Origin of the sequence: Streptomyces mirabilis (assembly GCF_039503195.1) — a bacterium.
GTDB classification, from domain to species: Bacteria; Actinomycetota; Actinomycetes; order Streptomycetales; family Streptomycetaceae; genus Streptomyces; species Streptomyces mirabilis_D.
The window spans coordinates 9263134-9283272 of the sequence record NZ_JBCJKP010000001.1 but is presented as its reverse complement, the minus strand read 5'-3'; the positions used below and the strand labels follow the sequence as shown (position 1 = coordinate 9283272).

At 69.8% G+C, this 20139-nt stretch carries 12 protein-coding genes and 1 pseudogene; 9 read left to right on the top strand and 4 right to left on the bottom strand.

Going from position 1 to position 20139, the window contains the following annotated elements; translation table 11 throughout:
* Positions 1 to 226 precede the first annotated feature (226 nt).
* From AAFF41_RS42080 to AAFF41_RS42065, 4 genes are all read left to right on the top strand, one after another.
* Positions 227 to 2776, top strand: a complete 2550-nt coding sequence (locus AAFF41_RS42080) for a beta-L-arabinofuranosidase domain-containing protein (RefSeq protein ID WP_343325703.1) — start codon at positions 227 to 229, stop codon at positions 2774 to 2776.
* Between the two features lie 91 nt (positions 2777 to 2867).
* Positions 2868 to 4277, top strand: a complete 1410-nt coding sequence (locus AAFF41_RS42075) for a glycoside hydrolase family 43 protein (RefSeq protein WP_343325702.1) — start codon at positions 2868 to 2870, stop codon at positions 4275 to 4277.
* 77 nt (positions 4278 to 4354) lie between these two features.
* A complete protein-coding gene (locus tag AAFF41_RS42070; RefSeq protein ID WP_343325701.1) occupies positions 4355 to 5740 on the top strand; it encodes a glycoside hydrolase family 43 protein in 1386 nt (461 codons plus the stop codon).
* Between the two features lie 43 nt (positions 5741 to 5783).
* Entirely contained in the window at positions 5784 to 7133 is a 1350-nt protein-coding gene (locus AAFF41_RS42065; protein ID WP_343325700.1) for a jacalin-like lectin, read from the top strand.
* 146 nt (positions 7134 to 7279) lie between these two features.
* Here the strand turns inward: AAFF41_RS42065 and AAFF41_RS42060 are convergent.
* Both AAFF41_RS42060 and AAFF41_RS42055 read right to left on the bottom strand, forming a co-directional pair.
* Positions 7280 to 8212, bottom strand: a pseudogene (locus tag AAFF41_RS42060) (hydrolase); the annotation flags it as partial.
* A 245-nt stretch (positions 8213 to 8457) separates the two neighbouring features.
* Entirely contained in the window at positions 8458 to 9009 is a 552-nt protein-coding gene (locus AAFF41_RS42055) for an RNA polymerase sigma factor (RefSeq protein ID WP_097287451.1), read from the bottom strand.
* Positions 9010 to 9534: 525 nt separating this feature from the next.
* On the opposite strand from AAFF41_RS42055, the gene AAFF41_RS42050 reads away from it, so the two are divergent.
* From AAFF41_RS42050 to AAFF41_RS42040, 3 genes are all read left to right on the top strand, one after another.
* On the top strand, positions 9535 to 10926 hold the full coding sequence (locus AAFF41_RS42050) for a serine/threonine-protein kinase (protein ID WP_319749127.1): 1392 nt from the start codon (positions 9535 to 9537) through the stop codon (positions 10924 to 10926).
* Positions 10927 to 11152: 226 nt separating this feature from the next.
* Positions 11153 to 11872 (top strand): DUF4232 domain-containing protein, encoded by a 720-nt coding sequence (locus AAFF41_RS42045; protein ID WP_097287449.1) that lies wholly within the window; start codon positions 11153 to 11155, stop codon positions 11870 to 11872.
* A gap of 229 nt (positions 11873 to 12101) precedes the next feature.
* On the top strand, positions 12102 to 13355 hold the full coding sequence (locus tag AAFF41_RS42040; protein WP_319749128.1) for a polysaccharide deacetylase family protein: 1254 nt from the start codon (positions 12102 to 12104) through the stop codon (positions 13353 to 13355).
* Positions 13356 to 13441: 86 nt separating this feature from the next.
* On the opposite strand, the gene AAFF41_RS42035 is transcribed toward AAFF41_RS42040, so the two are convergent.
* Complete coding sequence (locus AAFF41_RS42035; protein ID WP_319749129.1) at positions 13442 to 15355, bottom strand: RICIN domain-containing protein; 1914 nt, start codon at positions 15353 to 15355, stop codon at positions 13442 to 13444.
* Positions 15356 to 15888: 533 nt separating this feature from the next.
* Between AAFF41_RS42035 and AAFF41_RS42030 the strand changes: the two genes are divergently transcribed.
* Positions 15889 to 17745: a glycoside hydrolase family 9 protein gene (locus AAFF41_RS42030; protein WP_319749130.1), complete on the top strand. Its 1857-nt coding sequence runs from the start codon at positions 15889 to 15891 to the stop codon at positions 17743 to 17745.
* A 111-nt stretch (positions 17746 to 17856) separates the two neighbouring features.
* Here AAFF41_RS42030 and AAFF41_RS42025 read toward each other — a convergent pair whose 3' ends face one another.
* Positions 17857 to 18825, bottom strand: a complete 969-nt coding sequence (locus AAFF41_RS42025) for an aldo/keto reductase (RefSeq protein ID WP_319749131.1) — start codon at positions 18823 to 18825, stop codon at positions 17857 to 17859.
* Between the two features lie 342 nt (positions 18826 to 19167).
* Between AAFF41_RS42025 and AAFF41_RS42020 the strand changes: the two genes are divergently transcribed.
* Complete coding sequence (locus AAFF41_RS42020) at positions 19168 to 20070, top strand: SDR family oxidoreductase (protein ID WP_343325699.1); 903 nt, start codon at positions 19168 to 19170, stop codon at positions 20068 to 20070.
* The last annotated feature ends 69 nt before the right edge of the window (positions 20071 to 20139 follow it).

The window sequence follows — 20139 nt, the reverse complement described above, 5'->3', positions numbered from 1 at the left end:
CCGCCGACACCCGGCACACCACAGCCGCCGTCCGCCCCTGTGAACCCCCGGTCCTCTCCCGCCAACTTCCTTCACCACAAGCACTATTCACATCACCCAGCAAGCCCTTACCGTGATGCCTCGCACTGCATGTTGCACAGCATGTCGCACAACATTCGGTATTTCGAACGAGAGCAGGGTGGTGACGGGACACCACCGCCCGGTTCTTCGGCATGCGGAGGTCTTCGTGAACCCCCCACTCGACAGACGTCACTTCCTCGCCGTCACCGGCACGTCCACGGCCGCGATGACCCTGGCCGCGACCGGCGGCGGCACGGCCCACGTCTCGACCGGGACCAACGCCCCGGGCGCCCCGGTCGCCCACGACGCCGCCACACCCGTCCGGCCGTTCCCTCTCGGCTCGGTGACCCTCCTGGACAGCGCCTTCCGGGACAACCAGCAGCGCAACTCCGCCTATCTGCGCTTCGTGGACATCGACCGGCTGCTCCACACCTTCCGTACGAACGTCGGCCTGCCCAGCACCGCCCAGCCGTGCGGTGGCTGGGAGGGCCCGAGCGTCGAGTTGCGCGGCCACTCGACCGGCCATCTGCTCTCCGGGCTCGCCCTCGCCTTCGCCGACACCGGGGAGCGGGCCCTGCGCGACAAGGGCCACCGGCTCGTCGCGGCGCTCGCCGAGTGCCAGGCCGCCTCCCCCGCCGCGGGCTTCGGCGCGGGCTACCTGTCCGCGTTCCCCGAGAGCTTCTTCGACCGCCTCGAAGCCGGGACCGGCGTATGGGCGCCGTACTACACGATCCACAAGATCATGGCCGGGCTGGTCGAACAACACCGGCTGACCGGCAGCGGTCAGGCCCTCGACGTCGTGCTGCGCCAGGCCGAGTGGGTCGACCGGCGCACCGAGCCGTTGTCGTACGAGCAGATGCAGCGGGTGCTGGAGACGGAGTTCGGCGGCATGAACGACGTGTTCGCCGATCTGCACGCCCTCACCGGCGCCGCCAAGTGGCTCGCCGTCGCCGAACGCTTCACACACGCCCGCGTCTTCGACCCGCTGGCCAGGAACGAGGACAAGCTCGCGGGGCTGCACGCCAACACCCAGATCCCCAAGATGGTCGGCGCCCTGCGCCTGTGGGAGGAGGGTCTGCCCGACCGTTACCGCACGATCGCCGAGAACTTCTGGCAGATCGTCACCGACCACCACACCTACGTGATCGGCGGGAACAGCAACGGCGAGGGTTTTCACGAACCGGATGTCATCGCGGGCCAGTTGTCCAACAACACCTGCGAGAACTGCAACAGCTACAACATGCTGAAGCTGACCCGGCTGCTGCACTTCCGCACACCTCGGCGCACCGATCTGCTCGACTACTACGAGCGCACCCTGTTCAACCAGATGCTCGGTGAGCAGGACCCGGACTCGGCGCACGGCTTCAACATCTACTACACGGGTCTGGGCCCCGACGCCTTCAAGCAGCAGCCGTCCTTCATGGGCACCGACCCGGACGCGTACTCGACCGACTACGACAACTTCTCCTGCGACCACGGCACCGGCATGGAGACACAGGCGAAGTTCGCCGACACGGTCTACTCGCACGACCGGCACCGGCTGCTGGTGAACCTGTTCATCCCGTCGCAGGTCAACTGGCGTGACAGGAACATTACTTGGCGGCAGACCACCTCCTTCCCCGATCGGTCGTCGACCGTGTTGACCGTCACCGCCGGACGGGCCGCACACCAGCTGCTCGTCCGTATCCCGTCCTGGGCCGCGGACGCCCGCGCGACACTCAACGGCCGTGCTCTGCCCGACCGTCCGGAGCCCGGCAGCTGGCTGACCCTCGACCGGGAGTGGCGCGCCGGGGACCGGGTCGAGGTGTCGCTGCCCATGCGCACGGTCATGGAGCCCACGCCCGACGACCCCGACGTACAGGCGGTACTGCACGGCCCGGTGGTCCTGGCAGGGGCGTACGGAGACCGGGCGACGCCGTGGCTGCCGCGCCTGGACACCGGATCCGTACGGAAGGAGTCGCAGGAGCCGCTGCGGTTCACCGCCCGCGCCGACGGCCAGGACGTGTCACTGCTGCCGATCTCCCGGGTGCACCACCAGCACTACTCCGTGTACTGGCAGACCGGTGAACCACCGCCCCCGCCACCGGAGTTCGCCGCCTGGCACCGTTTCGACGAGACCTCCGGGAGCACGGCCGCCGACGCCACCGGGAACGGGAAGGCCGCCCGGCTCGTCGGCGGTGCCGCCTGGACGGCGGCCGGCGCCGACGGTGGCGCGGTGGCGCTCGACGGCACGGACGGGTACGTACGCCTGGCCGACGACCTCCTCGCGGGCGCCGCCGTCTACACGCTGGCCACCTGGGTGCGGCTGGACGGCCAACCCGGCGTCTGGAGCCGGGTGTTCGACCTCGGCACCGGCGTCACGGCCAACATGTTCCTCACCCCGCTCAGCGGCGACGGCACCCTCCGCTACGCCATCACCGCCGGGGGCGCGGGCGCCGAGCAACGCGTCGACGCCGCGCCGCTGCCCACCGACCGCTGGGTGCACGTGGCGGTGACGTACGGCGGCGGGACCGCCGTCCTGTACGTCGACGGGCAGGAGGTCGGACGGAACGCCCAGGTCACGGTGGATCCGCGCTACTTCGGCCATCACCTCCGTGCCGGGTACCTCGGCAGGTCGCAGTACGCCGACCCCTACCTGAGGGGTGCGGTCGACGACTTCCGTGTGTACGGCGAGACCCTCACGGCCGAGGAGGTCGCCGCCCTGGCCCAGGCCTAGGCGACGGCACCTCGACGTGTGCGCAGGACGGGTGGGGACGCGGACCCGCCGCGCCCCATCCGGATCAACAGAAACAAGGAGAGCCGCAGAAATGATCGCCCCCGACCGGAAGCCGTCCTCGACGCCGCTCGACCCGTCCCGCCGCAGTCTGCTGCGCGCGATGGTCGCGATACCCGCGACCGCACTCGTGCTGGGCGAACTGCCCGGCCTGCTCGGCTCGGCCGCCGCGGCCGCCCCCGTCCACGGCTCGGCCACCCGCTACACCATCGTGCCCTTCCTCAACAGCGACGACGGCACCGTGAACGTGTACCAGTCCGACGACGCGACCGACTTCCGGCTCGTCAAGTCCTCCGCCTACACCCCGCCCAGCAACCGCATCCGCGACGCCAGCGTGTTCAAGCACACCGACGGCTACTACTACCTCACCTACACCACACACACGTGGCAGGACGTCAGCACCACCATCGGCTTCGCCCGCAGCTCCGACCGGGCCAACTGGACCTTCCTGTACGACTACACGGTCCCGCTCACCAATCTGTCCCGCGCGTGGGCGCCCGAGTGGTTCGTCGACAGCGACGGCAGCGTGAACGTCATCGTGTCCTGCTCGACCACCGACAACGAGTGGATCTTCACGCCGTATGTGATGAAGGCCACCAACTCCGCGCTCACCGGCTGGAGTTCACCCGTCGCTCTGTCCGGCATCGGCGCCAACCACATCGACACGTTCATCGTGAAGATCGGCTCCACCTACCACGCGTTCCCGAAGAACGAGACGACGAAGTACATCGAGTACGCGACCGCCTCCAGCCTGACCGGGCCGTACACCGTCACCCGCACCGGCGACTGGGCCGGCTGGGGCGGCACCCGTGAGGGTCCCTCGGTGATCCAGCTCGACAACGGCGCCTGGCGGATCTTCTTCGACGGCTACGGCGACGGCAGTTACTACTACAGCGACAGCTACGACACCTTCGCGACCTGGACCGCCCCGAAGAAGCTGCCGGGCATCTCCGGAACGGCCCGCCACTTCACCGTGATCAAGGAGACGGTGTCCGGCGGTGGCGACCTGGCCACGGGCGTGACCCGTTCCTTCCGGTCGGGCAACTACTCCACCCGCTACTGGCAGGAACAGTCCGCGCTGCTCGACCTGCCCGTGGTCAGCAGTTCCAGCACCACCGCCGAGAAGCAGGCGTCCACCTTCACCGTAGTGCCGGGCCTCGCCGACGCGAACGCGTACTCCTTCCGGGACGCGGCCGGCACCTACCTGCGCCACTGGGACTTCCGTGGCCGCTTCGACGCCGACGACGGTACGTCGGCGTTCGCCAAGGACGCCACGTTCGTCATCCGCACCAGCACCCCCGACGGCGCCGTCCGCTTCGAGTCGTACAACTACCCGGGCTACTACCTGCGCCACTACAACTACCAGCTTCGTGTGGACGTGCCGGAGGGCACCGACCTCTTCCGCCAGGACAGCTCCTTCGTACCCGTGACGGCCTGGGCATGACCGCCGCAGCCGCATCAACATCCACAGCCACATCCACGGCCTCAGCCTCAGCCGAGGAAGAGAGGGAGATGAACCTGATGAGCGACAGCCCCAGCCCCCTTCAGCCGTCCCGCCGCACCGTGCTGGGGGCGATGGCCGCCCTCACCACCTCCTTCGCGATCGGCACCCCGTCCGCCCGCGCCGCGACCGGATCCGCTTACGTGATGGGCTACTTCACCGAGTCCCCGAACGGCCTCGGTGACGACTACGGCCTCCATCTCGCCGTCAGCACCGACTCGCTCCAGTGGATGCCGCTGAACCAGAACAACCCGGTCGTGACCCCGACCGGGGGCACCGGCGGCCTGCGCGACCCGTTCATCCTCCGTAAGCAGGACGGCACGTTCGTCGTGCTCGCCACCGACCTCAAGGGCACCGACTGGAGCCTGCAGAGCCAATACATTCATGTCTGGGACTCCGTCGACCTGCGCTCATTCACCGGCTACCGGCGGCTGAAGCTGCACGACATGGCCACCCACAGCTGGGCTCCGGAGGCGTACTGGGACGCGAGACGCGGCCAGTACGGGATCATCTACTCGGCCGTCAACTCCACGGGCCACAACGTCATCATGGTGAACTACACCACCGACTTCGCGACCGCGTCGACGGCCCAGGTCTTCTTCGACCCCGGCTACGACGTCATCGACGGCGACCTGGCCGTGGGCGTCGGCGGGGTCAACTACCTCTACTTCAAGAAGGACCAGACGCTGGTCGGCGCCAAGTCGACCTCCCTGGAACCGGGCAGCTTCACCGTGTTCAGCACACCGGTCGCGCACGGCGGCACCGAGGCCCCCATCCTCGTCAAGTCCCAGACGTCCAGCCCCTGGTACCTCTGGGGAGACACCTACACCCCCAACGGTGTCTTCTACGCCTGGCAGACCGGCGACCTGGCCGCGGGCACCTGGACCGCGGTCGACCAACGGCTCTACACCCAGCCGGTCAACTCCAAGCACGGCACCATCCAGCCGATCAGCACCACCGAGTACGACAACCTCCTGGCGGCGTACGGCAAGCCGAGCTGGAATCGCATCAAGTCCTACAACTACCCGGACCGTTACGTCCGTCACGTCAACTACGTCGGCCGGATCGACGCCTACCCGTTCGACCCGTACACCGACGCGGAGTGGAAGCTCGTGCCGGGGCTCGCCGACAGCTCCGGGGTGTCCTTCCAGTCCGTCAGCTATCCCACGCGCTATCTGAGGCACTACAACTACCAGCTGCAACTGGACGTCAACGACAGCACGACGACGTTCGCGCAGGACGCCACGTTCTACCGGACCGCGGGCCTGGCCGACACCTCCTGGTCATCTTTCCGCTCCTTCAACTATCCGGACCGTCACATCCGCCACGCAAACTACGTCCTGCGCATCGACCCCATCTCCACCAGCACAGAAAAGGCCGACGCCACGTTCTCGGTCGGCTACTGACGCTCCGTCATCCCTCAGTACCGAGTCCCCAGGAGACACCCCCATGTCACCTTTCCGAAGAGTCCTCGCCACACTGGCCGCGGCAGCCGCGGCCCTCGGTGGGCTTACGGCAACCGCCCCCGCCGCGGCAGCCGCCGACTCGGGCACCTTCAACGTGCTCAGCTACAACGTGGCCGGACTCCCCGAGGCCCTCTCCAGCGCCTCGACCCCGCGCGACACCAGCACCACGGCGATAGGCCAGCGGCTCGGCCCGTACGACATCGTCCACGTGGAGGAGGACTTCAACTACCACGCCTATCTCTACGCGGGCGACACCACGCACGCCTACCGCACACCCACCAGCGGTGGCGCCGGGATCGGCAGCGGGCTCAACACCCTGTCGAAGATCTCCTACGACACCGACGACTTCGAGCGGGTGCACTGGAACTCCTGCCAGATCGACTCGGGCGACTGCCTGACCCCCAAGGGCTTCACGTTCATGCGGGAACGGCTGGCCGAGGGCGTCTACGTCGACTTCTACAACCTGCACACCAACGCGGGCACGAACGACGGCGACCTGGCCTCGCGGGCCGACAACCTCGACCAGCTCACGGCCTTCATCCAGAGCCACTCCAAGGGCAACGCCGTGGTGGTCATGGGTGACACCAACACCCGCTACACGCGCACCGGCGACACGATCGCCGAGTTCGGCGCGGCCAACGGCCTGACCGACGCCTGGGTCAAGCTCATCCGCGGCGGCACCCCGCCCGCCAAGGGCAGCGAGGCGCTGGTCTGCGACCAGACCGGCGCCACCGTGCCCAACACCTGCGAGGTCGTGGACAAGATCCTGTATCGCGGCAGCAAGCTGGTCACGCTCAACGCCACGAGCTACAACAACGAGCACGCGAGCTTCCTGACCTCGGACGGGCTGATGCTCTCCGACCACGACCCGATCACCGCCAAGTTCACCTGGTCGCGCAACCCCTCCTTCCAGCTGAGCGACCAGTTCGGCGGCCCGCACGGGGACTACTTCAACGACATCGACAGCGTGCCGGCAGGCGCCAGGGCGACCACCCTCACCCTGCGCAGCGGCTCGCGCGTCGACCAGATGGGCCTGACGCTGAGCAACGGCACGACGCTGACCCACGGCGGCACGGGCGGCACCGCCTCGTCGCTCACCCTCGGCAGCGGCGAGTACGTCACCTCGGCGCAGCTGTGCCAGGGCGTGAAGGACGGCAACACCCGTATCTTCTCTGCCAAGTTCACCACCAACCTCGGCAACAGCCTGGCGGGTGGTACGACGACCTCGGACTGTGTGACGCGCACGGCGCCGTCGGGCTGGCAGATCGCCGGGTTCCACGGGCGCACGGGCGACGAGGTCGACAAGCTCGGCTTCATCTACACCCAGCGCTGACCGGACACGACCGAGCCCGTGGCCCCTGGTGTGCGCACACCAGGGGCCACGGGCTCACTTGCTCGACTCCTCCACGAGGCTCGACTCGTTCAGAGGCTCGCCTCGTTCAGAGGCTCGGCTCGTTCAGAGGCTCGGCTCGCCTACGAGGAAAGCCACTCGGTGGCGTTCAGCGCGAGGGCGGCGTTGGTGGCGCCGGTGTCGTTCCAGCCGTCGTAGAGCGTGTTGCCGGACTGGCCGGTGCCGTCGTCGATCGGCGAACTGTCGCCCCAGAAGGCGACCTTGCCGCTGCCGAAGGTGCTGGTGGCGAAGAAGGCCCCGGTGTTGCCCGAGTAACCGGAGCGGTAGAGCAGGCCCTTGACCGACGAGTTGTCGGCGGGCTTCAGCGTGGCCGTCGTACCGTTGGCGATGAGGCTCTTGGTGACGGTACCGAACGAGCCGTGCAGGACGGCGTCGGTGCTGTCGCTGATCGCCGCCGGGTAGCCCGAGCTGATGTTCAGCGAGTCGATGGAGAAGCCGAACGGGTCGGTGGAGTCGACGCTGTTGTTGGTCATCAGGTCGTTGAGGATCTTCACCGCGTCGTAGCCGTCGTTGTTGCGGTCGGCGCCGGTGTGGTCGGAGATCATGAACAGACCGCCGCCGTTCTTCACGAACGTCATGATCGCGGTCTTCTCGGCCGTCGTGAAGAGCGTGTTGGGCTCGGGCAGCACCAGCGTGTCGAAGTTCGACAGGTCGGTGGCCGAGGTACCGCCGTACGTCAGCTTGGAGCCCGAAGGCAGCGTGTCCAGGCTGTAGCCGCCGGTCTTCTGCAGAGCCACGCCCCATGAGGAGAGCGCGCCGGTCCAGTCGGTCTCGGAGGACGGCGAGGAGTCCTCGCCCAGCGGGTTCGGCTGGCTGGTGGAGACGATCCAGTCGGCGTTGCCCGCCGTCTCGGCGTGTCCGTTGTCGAACAGGACGTGATGGGTGGTGGCCGCGTGCGCGGGGGCGGCGGTGGTCGTCTGGAGCGCGGCTCCCGTGAGCAGCACGCCGAGCGCGGTGAGGGCGACGGCGAGTCTGTGGCGGGGCCTTGTGGGGGTGAGCATCCGGCATTCCTCCATGGGTGGGGGCGGGGGAAGAGGCGGTGCGGGGCGCCGATCTGCGCGCGTAGAACGGCCGTTGAACGACTGCCGTTCGACACAACGGTGGACAGTACCGACATGATCAAGGCCGCCGGCAGACCCTGCCGCGACTTATCATCAACCTCTTACCTGGCGCCACAACCGACTTGGGATTCGGGCCGGTTGACGGCTCGCGCGGTGGTCGACCGCGGCAGGTGGGCGCCGATCCGTCAGGACGCGTCGACCAGCCAGGGCCTGACCTGCCTGCGCGCCTCGTGCAGCCGGGACTTGAGCGTGCCGAGCGGAATGCCGACGCGCTCGGCGACCTCGGCGTACTCCAGCTGGCAGATGTCCCGGTAGACCAACGGCGCCACCAGATGCGGGTGTTCGCGCTCCAGGCGCTCCAGCGCCTCCAGGAGGTCGATGCGGGATCCGGCGATCACGCTCGTGGTACGCGGGTCGACGTGCTGCGAGGCGTCGATCGCGTCCGGCTGCTCGGCGGCCCGCCGCTTCAGCTCGCGGTACTTCTGACGGGCGCAGTTGGCGACGACGGTGTAGAGCCAGGTACTGAATCGGCTTCGCCCCTCGAATGAGGTGATCTTCCGCGCCACCTGGAGGAGGACGTCCTGCGCAGCCTCCTCGGCGTCCTCGCGGCAGGGCAGGAAGCGCCCGCAGCGCCGCACGACCTCCGGTCGGATCCCCTGGAGCAGCAGATCAAGGGCCGCCGGATCACCCGAGGCCGCGCGCAGCGCGAGCTCCTCGGTCGCCGCCGCGTCCTGCACGGGGTGCTCCCCTCGGTGTCGATCAGAGGCCACGCATCATAGTTGCACGCACCCGGCGTCGTTCGGCGCGCCCCAGTTGGCTGGGGCTCTCTCCGTCCCGCTCCGTCGGACAGCCCGGAGGTCGCGCCCCTACCCGGTTCCGCCGGGGAGGCGGGGTGAAAGGAGATGGACACCGCCGTCGGCATGCTTCCTCGGGGCCTGGGCGTTCTCCGTCGGGCTCCTCCTGGCAGCCTGCGCCGGGTGCTTACGAAGTCCCCCATAAAGCCTCCATCTGCGACGACACAGGGGATACCGAGGAAGAACGCCCTCCGCATGGTGCCGCGTGCTCGGCGGCCGACGTGACCGGTAGGCTTCAACAGCCCGACCGTTGCCAGGAGCAGCAACCCCTCTAGGGACAGCGGCCACAGCGCCGCGCTCGTGGCATCCGCCCCGCCCTGGAGAGCAAATGCCCGCTGGTGAACAGATGCCAGGCCATCTCGACCGTGGTCGAACCCACCGGCTCACAGGCTTTGCGACGGGTTGTCCATGGTGAGGGGTCCCCTCGATCGGATCGGTCGCTACCGTCTGGACCGGCGTCTCGGCGCGGGTGGCTTCGGCGTGGTGTGGCTGGCCCACGACGAGGTGCTCGAGGCCGTCGTCGCCCTGAAGGTACTGTCCGACAACTGGGCCGACCACCTCGACGTCCGCGAACGTTTCCTCTCCGAGGCCCGGCTGCTGCGCAAGGCCGACTCGAACCGGGTCGTCCAGGTCTACGACATCGGTGAACTACCCGACGGCAGGCCCTACTTCGTCATGGAGTACGCCGACGGAGGCACCCTCGACGACCGGATCGAGGCCGGGCCGCTGCCCATCGCCGAGGCACTGCGCCTGACGGCCCTCGCGGCACGGGCCGCGGCCGCGCTGCACGAGGCCGGGATCGTGCACCGCGACATCAAACCGTCCAACGTACTGCTGCGCACCTCCACCGGCGGCGCCGATCGCGTCCTGCTCGCCGACCTCGGGCTCGCCAAGAGCCTGGCGCAGGCCTCCGGGCTGACGATGGCGGCCGGTTCCGCGGGCTACACCCCGCCCGAGCAGGCCCAGCCCGGTTCGGGCATCGACGCGCGGGCCGACGTGTACAGCCTCGGTGCTCTGGGCTACCACCTGGTCACGGGGTCGGTCCCCGGGCCGCCCGGCAAGGTCGTACGACCCGAACGGCTGCGTACGGATCTGGCCCCGGACGTGCGGCGGGCGCTGCTGCGCGCCATGGAACCCGACCGCGAGCGGCGCTGGCCCACGGCGCTGAGCCTGGCCGTGGAGTTGGAACGGTTGGCCGAACAGGTGTCGATGGGGGCGGTCCGCGTGCCCCGGCGCCGTCGGCGGACCGTGCTGGTGGCCGTGGCCGCCGCGGTCGTGATCGGCGCGGCCGGTGTGACCACCGCGCTCGTGACCCGAGGGTCCGACGCCCCGTCCGTGACGGTCGAGGACGCCTCAGGGCAGGTCTCGGTCGAGGTCCCGGGCGGGTGGGGCCGCCAACTGCGCGACTCCGGGTGGAATCCGCGGACCGTGGGCCTGCCGGACACGCACGAACCGGGTCTCGCCGTCGCGGACGACCTGGCGAGGTGGCAGAACCTGAGCTCGGGCGTGGACGGGGTGTTCGTCGGCCTGAGCGCACACGGCGACGTGCGCGCCAGGGTCGCGACCATCGCCCACATCGACTGCCACTACGAGGGCAGCCGCACCTACACGGGCACGCGCTGGCACGGGCTGATCCGCACCTGGAACGCCTGTCCGGGCAGCCATGGCTCACTCACGGAGGCGGGGCTCACCGCGGCGGGCGGGAACCAGCAGCCACAGCTGTACGTCCAGATCCGTCAGGCCGCCGGCAACGCCGCGACGACCGACCACGTACTCGGCTCCATACGGGCCGCAGGCTGACGAGCGGGAAACTGACGAGCCGGAGGCTGACCCGCGGGAAACTGACGAGCGGCGCCGGGGTCCGCGGGCCCCGGATCACGATCCCCGTTCCGGGACCCGCGGAAATCGCGGGTCCGCTCCGCGAACTTTTTCGCGTGCCCGAGCATCGGACACTGGTGACGGAGCACAGAGCGCCGTTTCGCACGCCGAGTCAGGGCGCGTGCGGTGAATTCCAAGGAGTGTTGACATGGCGACCTTCCGGCCCGGCGACGCGGTTCCCGTCCGCCGCCCGTCCTCCCCCACCCACAGGGCAGCGCTGGTCGCGGGGGTCGCGCTGCTCGGCCTGCTCACGGCCTGCGGCACCGACCACGGCACCGCCAGTCCTCCGCAGAAGCTCTCCGGCACGGCCGAGCCGGCCTCCGGCGACAAGACCACGGACACCACCGGAACGGGCGCCGCCCCGACCGGCTCCCTCACACCATCGGCAGCTGCCTCGAACTCGTCGTCGAGCTCGAACTCGTCCTCGACCGGGAGCGGCTCGTCCGGCAGTACCCGATGCCACACCTCGGAGCTGCGCGCGACGGTCGGCGCCAACAATCCGGGCGCCGGTCAGGAGAACTTCCCCGTCGTCCTCACCAACACCTCCCACCGCACCTGCACCCTGCGTGGCTTCCCCGGGGCGGCGTTCGTCGACGCGTCGGGCAAGCAGCTCGGGCCCGACCCGAGGCGCTCCGCCGATACGCCGACCACGGTCACGCTGACGCCGGGGCGGAGCGCGTGGGCGGGGCTGACGTTCTCCAATCCGGGCATCAGCGGGGCGAAGACGGCGACGCCCGCCTCGCTGATCGTCACGCCGCCCGACGAGCGGGACCCGCTCAAGGTCACGTGGAAGGGCGGCGAGGTACCCGTGTCGGGGAACGCCTCTTCCGTATCCCTGACCGTCGTCCGCGCCGGCAACGGCGCCTGACCCCGGTCCGCGTCACCGACCCCGCGACCCACGTCGCTCCCCCGCCCCGCCGTCCGCCCCGCGGATCGGCGGGGTTTGTCACGGAACAGCAACACGTGCCGATCCCGGCGACCTTTCTCGACGATCCACGCATCACACCGTGTGACGCACCCCGCGGAGCGGCGCGTCACAGGAACGGAAGCTCCCGCCCGTGGGCGGGAGCCGGATCGAGAAACTTCGGGGGTTCATCATGACCGGCATCTCACGCAGGCGTCTGCTGACCGCGACGGCAACCGCGGGCGCGCTGGGCGGCCTGGGCGCGCTCACCGCCTGCTCGGCGAACGACTGGTCCGTGGGCAGCAGCGCCAAGGGGGACACGAGCGGCAAGTCCCCCAAGCCGAAACTGATCGGCGACGGCTCCACCGCCGACACCGGGGCCCAGCCCAAGCAGCCGAAGGCCGAACGGCTGAAGCCGGGCGAGCGCCCGCCGCAGTTCGTGGTCTTCTCCTGGGACGGCGCGGGCGAGCTCAGCAACAAGCTGTTCTCCCGCTTCCGCAAGGTCGCCGCCGACCACGGCGCCTCGATGACGTTCTTCCTCAGCGGCATCTACACACTGCCCGAGTCGAAGAAGCACCTCTACAGCCCGCCTCAGCACCCCGTGGGCGCCTCCGCGATCGGCTACCTCTCCGACCGGCACATCCACTCCACGATCCAGCAGATCCGGTCCGCCTGGCTGGAGGGCCACGAGATCGGCACCCACTTCAACGGCCACTTCTGTGGCGCGGACGGGGTGCGGCGCTGGTCCCCCGCCGAGTGGCGCAGCGAGATCGCGCAGGCGAAGAAGTTCGTCACCGAGTGGAAGACCAACACCGGCTTCACCGACCTCGAACCGTTCCCCTTCGACTACGAGAAGGAGCTGATCGGTGGCCGAGCCCCGTGTCTTGAGGGCCAGTCCAACCTGCTGCCGACCGCCGCCGCCCTCGGCTGGAAGTACGACGCCAGCAGCCCCGGCGGCCTGCAGATGTGGCCCGGCAAGGTCCAGGGCGGCAGGATCTGGGACTTCCCGCTGCAGTCCATACCCTTCCCCGGTCACTCCTTCCAGGTCCTGTCGATGGACTACAACCTGATGGCCAACCAGTCCCACGCCAACCCGCTCGGGGACAAGTCCATGTACGACGCCTGGCGCGCCCAGGCCCGAGACAGCTACCTCGCCGGCTTCCGCCGCGCCTACGAGAGCAACCGCGCCCCCTTCTTCATCGGCAACCACTTCGAACGCTGGAACGGGGGGATATACATGGACGCGGTCGAGCAGGCCATCGAGCAGATCGCCGGGCACGACGACGTACGCCTGGTCTCCTTCCGCCAGCTCGTCCAGTGGCTGGAGGCCCAGGACCCGGCCGTACTGCGCAAGCTGCGCACCCTCAATCCGGGACAGTCGCCCCTCGGCGGCTGGTCGGAGTTCCTGGGCACGGCGGCCTCGCAGTCGGCCACGGCGAGTTCCTGACGACTCCGACACCGACGACCACCACGAACACGACCGCGGCCAGGCGCGCGTGGCCCGGCCGCGGTCGGTGTGACGTACAGGACGGGTCAGCGATGGCCGCCGTGTCCGTAACCGCCGTATCCCCCGTAACCGCCGTACCCATAGCCGCCGTAGCCGCCGTAGCCATCTCCGTAGCCGTACCCGTACCCGGGTGCGCCGTACTGTCCGCTCGGAGGCGCGCAGTAGTAGTACGGGGAGCAGCTGTGGTCGGGTGTCGAGGGCGCGGGCGTCGAGGGCTCGACCGAGGGCCGGGGCGACGCCTTGGGCCCGGTCGGCGACGGTGACTTCGACGGCTGGGGAGAGGCCCGACCCGACGATGTCTTCGGCTGCCCGGCGGAGTCCCAGTTGACCGCCTCCATCTGGAGCGAGGGCGACGAGGTGTCCATCGTCCAGTGCTGGTCGGACTCCTCCGCCCGGACCTTGAGGACCACGGACGCCTCGCCCTTGGTGGAGGCGGGGGTGAGGGCCAGGTCCTGGTTCCAGCGGGGCACCACCGTGCCCTGGAGGGTGAAGTCGTAGCGCACGTTCTTGGTGCCCGGTTGCGACTCGCCGGTGCAGGGCCCGAGTTGGACCGAGTAGCCGAGGTGGGAGTCGAGGCAGAGGTCGGGGGCGGCCAGGTCGCGCAGCAGTCCGTCGTCCTCGTACGACCATTCCTGGCTCGCCGCCGAGGAGCAGGGCGTGAGCGCGGTCTCCACGCCCTTCGCCGGCTTCTTGCCCACGATGCCGATGCACAGCCCGGTCTCGGTGTTGCGCAGCCGGCCGCGCACGCCGCCCTTCGACGTGTCGCCGGTGCCTATCCAGGACGGCTTCGATCCCGGCGCCTTGGCCGTACCCGAACTGGGCGAGCCCGAGGGTCCGGCGCCGTCGGCCATGCCGGGCGCGCCGTCCGAGCTCTGGGTGACCCACAGGACCAGCGGGACCAGGATCATTCCGCTCACGGTCAGCGCGGCGAGCGCGATGTTGTTGCGACGCGGGGCGCGGCGGGAGGAGCGCCGGGGCGCCTTGTGCGTCGGCGGGCGGGAGTCACCGGAAGCGCGGCTGCGCGGGGCGGGGCGCGAGGGCTCGCCCGGAACGAGGGGCGCGTGGCTGGGAAGGGGAGGGATTCTGTACGCGGCCGGAACGGCGCCCGGGACGTCCGTCACTTCCACGATCGCGTCGACGCGTCCGGGGCGGGAGTCGAGGTAGGCCGCGGCGCCCCAGCCGAGCAGAGCCTCGGCCAGGGGCAGCGCGAGGTCGCCGTTGAACCGGCTCAGCTGGTCGGCTGTGTGACGGCAGTGCCGGCAGCGGCCCATGTGCCTGCTCAGGTCGGCGTCGAGGTCGAGGCCGCCGCGGCGCAGGGACACGTCGAGCATCCGGTGGAAGCGGCGGCACTCCTCCTCCGGTGCCAGTTCGCGGTGGATTTCCAGGCAGCCCTCGCGCAGGCGTTCCCGGGCCCGCCGCAGTTCCACCAGGGCGTCGTCGTCGCTGATGCCCAACAGCCCAGCGGGTGCGGCGAGTTGCTCGGCCTCGACCTCGGTGTGCCACAGCAGACAGCGGGCGGGCTCGGGAAGCCGCTGGAACGCGCGGGACAACTGCCGCCTGTTCTCCGGCGGCAGAAGCCGCGCCATGACCCGGTCACGGCTGTCGGAATCGGCCAGCAATTCGGGATGAAGCATCTCCCGCCGTTGGTCCCCGAGCCATTCGGCGGTCATACGCCGTACGGTGACCAGCAACTGCGGCCGCCAGGCGGCCGTCGGCCCGGTCTGCCGCAGCGATTCGCCGAACAGCCGGGTGAAAGCGGCCGTGGTGAGCATTCCGGCGGGACGCACACCGTTGGTGCACAGGCGCGCGTAGGCGAAGACCGCTTCCCAGTGGCGGTCGAGGAGTTCCCCGACGGGATGGTGCGCGGGCGTGTTCCCCGAGCTCTTCTTCAGGTCCGCCGCGAGCCGCTCATCCGAAACCTCGAACAAGCGACCGGGCATGGGGGAATGAGACACCGCTGCGTCATTCACGTCCGCTTTCCTCCCAAAGGTAACGCAGGAATTAGTCCATACCAATGGGTATGTAGCCCGCCCGCCGAAGCGGAGGGACTACCCATGGGGGGTTGTTACCGCAATCGCCCCCTCCGACAGCTCTTTTGAAGCGAGGGGCGCGCGGGCACACCGTGCGCGTACAGAAGGAAGCGAATTGTCTGCACGCCAACAAGGCACACCTTTGCACAGTGCGCCGAGCCGAAACAAGAGATCTCGTCACCTTCCCTTTTCCGTCACGCGCGGACGGTTTGACCAAACGTCAGCCGAGGTCTCCACAAAAGGAATTCGGAATCCCCTACAGCCATCGGCGAGCGGTCATACGCAAGCCTCCGACCAGGCTCCCGAAGAGCGGCAAGGCCCGCACCGACCCGTTGACGGCCTGGCATGCCCATGCAATGCTCCCCATTGGGAGCGCTCCCATTTCCCGTCGTCCACCTCGCGTGGCCGCGGCACAGGATTCACCTCACCGCTGGGAGCCGCTCATGTCCGCTTTCCCGTTGCCCCGCCGCCGCCGAAGGCACCTGACGACCGCCTTGCTGGCGGGGGCATTACTCGTCGGCGGCCTCGCGACCGCCCCCTCCGCGACGGGGCTTGCCACCGCCGCCACGGCGACAACCGCCGTACGGGTCAACCAAGTCGGCTATCTGCCGGACGGCCCCAAGCGCGCGACCGTGGTCACCTCCGCCACGGGGCCGCTCACCTGGCGACTGCGCACCGCCTCGGGCAGGGTGGTCGCCTCGGGGTCGACCGTCGGCCGGGGCACGGACGCGGCCTCCGGGCAGCCGACCCAGGTCGCCGACTTCTCCTCGTACGGACGGACCGGTTCGGGTTACGTCCTGACGGTCGACGGAACGGTCAGCGATCCCTTCGACATTCGCGCGGATCTCTACGACGGGCTGCGCTCCGACGCGCTGGCCTTCTTCTATCACCAGCGCAGCGGTATTCCGATCGAAGCCTCCCTGGTGGGTTCCGCCTATGCGCGGCCCGCCGGGCATCTGGGAGTCGCACCCAATCAGGGCGACACGAACGTGCCCTGTCAGTCCGGGGTGTGCGACTACACGCAGGATGTCAGGGGCGGCTGGTACGACGCGGGCGACCAGGGCAAATACGTCGTGAACGGCGGCATTTCCACCTGGCTGCTCGTCAATTCCTTCGAACGGGCGAAGAGAGCGGGCACCGCGTCCGCACTCGGCGACTCGACGCTGCGCGTTCCCGAGCGCGGCAACGGCGTGCCCGACGTCCTGGACGAGGCGCGCTGGGAGCTCGACTTCCTGATGCGGATGCAGGTCCCGGACGGCAGACCGTACGCGGGTATGGCGTTCCACAAAGTCCACGACGCCGCCTGGACCGGGCTGCCGACCCGGCCCGAGCAGGACGCCCAGCCCCGTGAGCTCCACCCGCCGTCCACCGCCGCCACCCTCAACCTGGCGGCGACGGCGGCCCAGTGCGCCCGTGTCTTCCGGCCCTACGACACGGCGTTCGCGAACCGTTGCCTGACCGCCGCCCGCAAGGCCTGGACGGCGGCGCGGGCCAACCCTGCGATGTACGCGCCGGATTCGGACAGCACCGGCGGCGGGGCCTACGGCGACACCCGGGTCACCGACGAGTTCTACTGGGCAGCCGCCGAGTTGTACGCCACGACCGGCGAGCGCGCCTACCGGGACGCGGTGACCTCCTCGCCCTGGCACACCGCCGCGAACGCCTTCACGTCCGGCGGCTTCAGCTGGGCCGACACCGCCGCGCTGGGCAGGTTGACGCTGGCGACCGTACGCACCGGGCTGCCCGCGGCCGACCTCCGGCGGGTGCGCGCCTCGGTGACCGTCGCGGCGGACGGCTATCTGTCCACCATGGCCGGGCAGGGATACGCCGTCCCGATCCCCGCCACCGGGTACGTCTGGGGCTCCAACAGCGCGGTCACCGACAACGCGATCGTCATGGCCACCGCCCAGGAACTGACCGGGGACCCGCGCTACCGCGCCGGAGTGCTGGAGTCGATGGACTACCTGCTGGGCCGCAACGCCCTGGGCCGGTCGTACGTGACCGGATACGGGGAGCGGTACTCCGACAACCAGCACCACCGCTTCTGGGCGCACCAGTACGACCCCTCGCTGCCGCACCCGCCGGCGGGCTCCCTCGCGGGCGGTCCCAACAGCGGGCTGCAGGACCCGGTCGCACAGGAGCACCTGCCCGGCTGCGCGCCCCAGGCCTGCTACATCGACGACATCGGCTCGTACTCGACGAACGAGGTGGCCATCAACTGGAACGCGCCGCTGGCGTGGCTGGCCGCCTACGCGGCCGAGGACGACTGCGCGGGCGTCCTCCCTGGACGCCTCGGCTGACCGCGCTCCCCGCCCGCCACCGGCGGACGCGGAAGCCGAGTCGGAGGCCCTCTTCGGCTCGGACGTGCCGGGCGTGCGGGCGCTCACCACGGGTTCGGTGGGCGCCGCGCGTCAGTGCCCGCTGATCGCGCGAGGCGTGTACGGCTCCTCCAACTGCTCGATCTCCTTCTCCGAGAGCTCCACGTCGAGGGCGGCCACCGCGTCGTCGACGTGCCCCACCTTGGTGGCACCGATGATGGGAGCGGTCACGGTGCTCCGGCGCAGCAGCCAGGCGAGGGCGATCCGGGCACGCGGGATGTCGCGCTCGGCGGCGATCCGGGCGACGGCGTCGACGATCTCGCGGTCGCCCGGCCGGTAGAGCCTCTTGCCGTACTCGTCGGTGCGGCTGCGCTCGGTGCTGACGTCCCAGTCACGGGTGAGCCGACCGCGGGCGAGCGGGCTCCAGGGCAGTACGCCGACGCCCTGGTCCGCGCAGAGCGGCAGCATCTCGCGCTCCTCCTCGCGATAGAGGAGGTTGTAGTGGTTCTGCATGGACACGAACCGCGTCCAGCCGTTCAGCCGGGCCGTGTACTGGGCCTTGGAGAACTGCCACGCGTACATCGAACTCGCCCCGATGTAACGGGCCTTGCCCGCCTTCACCACGTCGTGGAGGGCCTCCATCGTCTCCTCGACGGGAGTGGCGGGGTCGTAGCGGTGGATCTGGTACAGGTCCACGTAGTCGGTGCCCAGACGGCGCAGGCTGTTGTCGATCTCCGTCATGACGGCCTTGCGGGACAGGCCACGCCCGTTGGGGCCGTCGTGCATCGCGCCGTTCACCTTGGTGGCGATGACGATCTCGTCGCGGCGCGCGAACTCCGCCAGCGCGCGGCCGACGATCTCCTCGCTCGTGCCGTCGGAGTACACGTTCGCCGTGTCGAAGAAGGTGATCCCGGCGTCCAGTGCGCGGCGGATCAGGGGGCGGGCACCCTCGGCGTCGAGCGTCCACTCGTGTGGCCCTCGGTCGGGCAGCCCGAAACTCATGCAGCCCAGGCAGATCCGGGACACGTCCAGGCCCGTCGAACCGAGCTTCACGTACTGCATGCTCACTCCTGCTTTCCGTGGGGTGGAAGGGCTCCCGCCGACCCGGCCACGGCGAGCCGCCGAGAAGAGCTCCGGGAAAGCCATTCCCGATCGCCGTTCGCTTAGTCGCGGGGGCGCGGCGCAGTACTTGCCGGCGAGGAGTTCGTACGACGGCCGGCGGGCGCGGGTGGACTGCGTGGCGGCAGGGGTGTGTGCAACGGTCTGAGCTGTGGTGATGCCTCAGACGTATCGTCGGATGCGAAACAGGCCTTGGACCCGGAGCACCTCCCGCGCGCAGGGTGGAATCACCGCTCCGGTGCCGCACCGGGGCGGACCCTGCTCGTCCTGTCGAAGGAATGCACCATGCGCGTATTCGTCACCGGCGCGACCGGATTCATCGGTTCCGCCGTCGTCCGTGAACTCCTCGAAGCGGGGCATCAGGTCCTCGGCCTCGCCCGCTCGGACACCGCCGCCGCGGCGCTCACGGCGGTCGGCGCCGAGGCGCACCGCGGCTCCCTCGACGAGCCGGACCGCCTGCACGAGGGCGCCGCAGCGGCGGACGGCGTCATCCATCTGGCCTTCAACCACGACTTCTCGGACTACGTCGCCAACGGCAAGCTGGACCTGCGTGCCGTCGAGGCTCTCGGAGCGGCGCTCGAAGGAACCGGCAGGCCCCTCGTGGTGACCTCGGGGACCTTGATGCTCACCATGATGGCGCCGGGTCGCCTCGGGACCGAGGAGATCGGGCCCGCTCCCGGGTCGGAGGCACCCCGGATCGCATCGGAGAGCGCGGCCATGGCGCTGGCCGCGCGCGGGGTGCGCGCCTCGGTCGTCCGGCTTTCACCGACCGTGCACGGCGAGGGCGACAAGGGCTTCGTCCCGAGCTTGATCGACATCGCCCGCCAGACCGGCGTGTCGGCCTTCGTCGGCGACGGATCGAACCGCTGGCCCGCCGTGCACCGGCTCGATGCGGCGCACCTGTTCAGGCTGGCGGTGGAAGCCGCCCCGGCCGGCTCGATCCTGCACGGGGCCGCCGAAGAGGGCGTGCCGTTGCGTGACATCGCCGAGCTCATCGGCCGCCGGCTGAAGCTGCCGGTCGCCGGGATCACCACCGAGGAGGCGAGCGGGCACTTCGGCTTTCTCGGCGCCGCCGTGTCCCTCGACAACCCGACCTCGAGCACCTTGACCCGGAACCTGCTCGGATGGCGTCCCGGGCACCCCGCACTCGTCCCCGATCTCGAAGCAGGCCACTACTTCAACGACTGAGCGAGCCGTTCGAGCGGTTCGAACCCGGCGACCTCGTCACCCTTCCGTCCCGGCCCGGAATGCGCCGCC

Coding starts and splice junctions, on each gene's coding strand:
- AAFF41_RS42075 (WP_343325702.1), top strand. CDS start 2,868: ATGATCGCCCCCGACCGGAAGCCGTCCTCGACGCCGCTCGACCCGTCC.
- AAFF41_RS42070 (WP_343325701.1), top strand. CDS start 4,355: ATGAGCGACAGCCCCAGCCCCCTTCAGCCGTCCCGCCGCACCGTGCTG.
- AAFF41_RS42065 (WP_343325700.1), top strand. CDS start 5,784: ATGTCACCTTTCCGAAGAGTCCTCGCCACACTGGCCGCGGCAGCCGCG.
- AAFF41_RS42050 (WP_319749127.1), top strand. CDS start 9,535: ATGGTGAGGGGTCCCCTCGATCGGATCGGTCGCTACCGTCTGGACCGG.
- AAFF41_RS42045 (WP_097287449.1), top strand. CDS start 11,153: ATGGCGACCTTCCGGCCCGGCGACGCGGTTCCCGTCCGCCGCCCGTCC.
- AAFF41_RS42040 (WP_319749128.1), top strand. CDS start 12,102: ATGACCGGCATCTCACGCAGGCGTCTGCTGACCGCGACGGCAACCGCG.
- AAFF41_RS42035 (WP_319749129.1), bottom strand. CDS start 15,355: ATGCCCGGTCGCTTGTTCGAGGTTTCGGATGAGCGGCTCGCGGCGGAC.
- AAFF41_RS42030 (WP_319749130.1), top strand. CDS start 15,889: ATGTCCGCTTTCCCGTTGCCCCGCCGCCGCCGAAGGCACCTGACGACC.
- AAFF41_RS42025 (WP_319749131.1), bottom strand. CDS start 18,825: ATGCAGTACGTGAAGCTCGGTTCGACGGGCCTGGACGTGTCCCGGATC.
- AAFF41_RS42020 (WP_343325699.1), top strand. CDS start 19,168: ATGCGCGTATTCGTCACCGGCGCGACCGGATTCATCGGTTCCGCCGTC.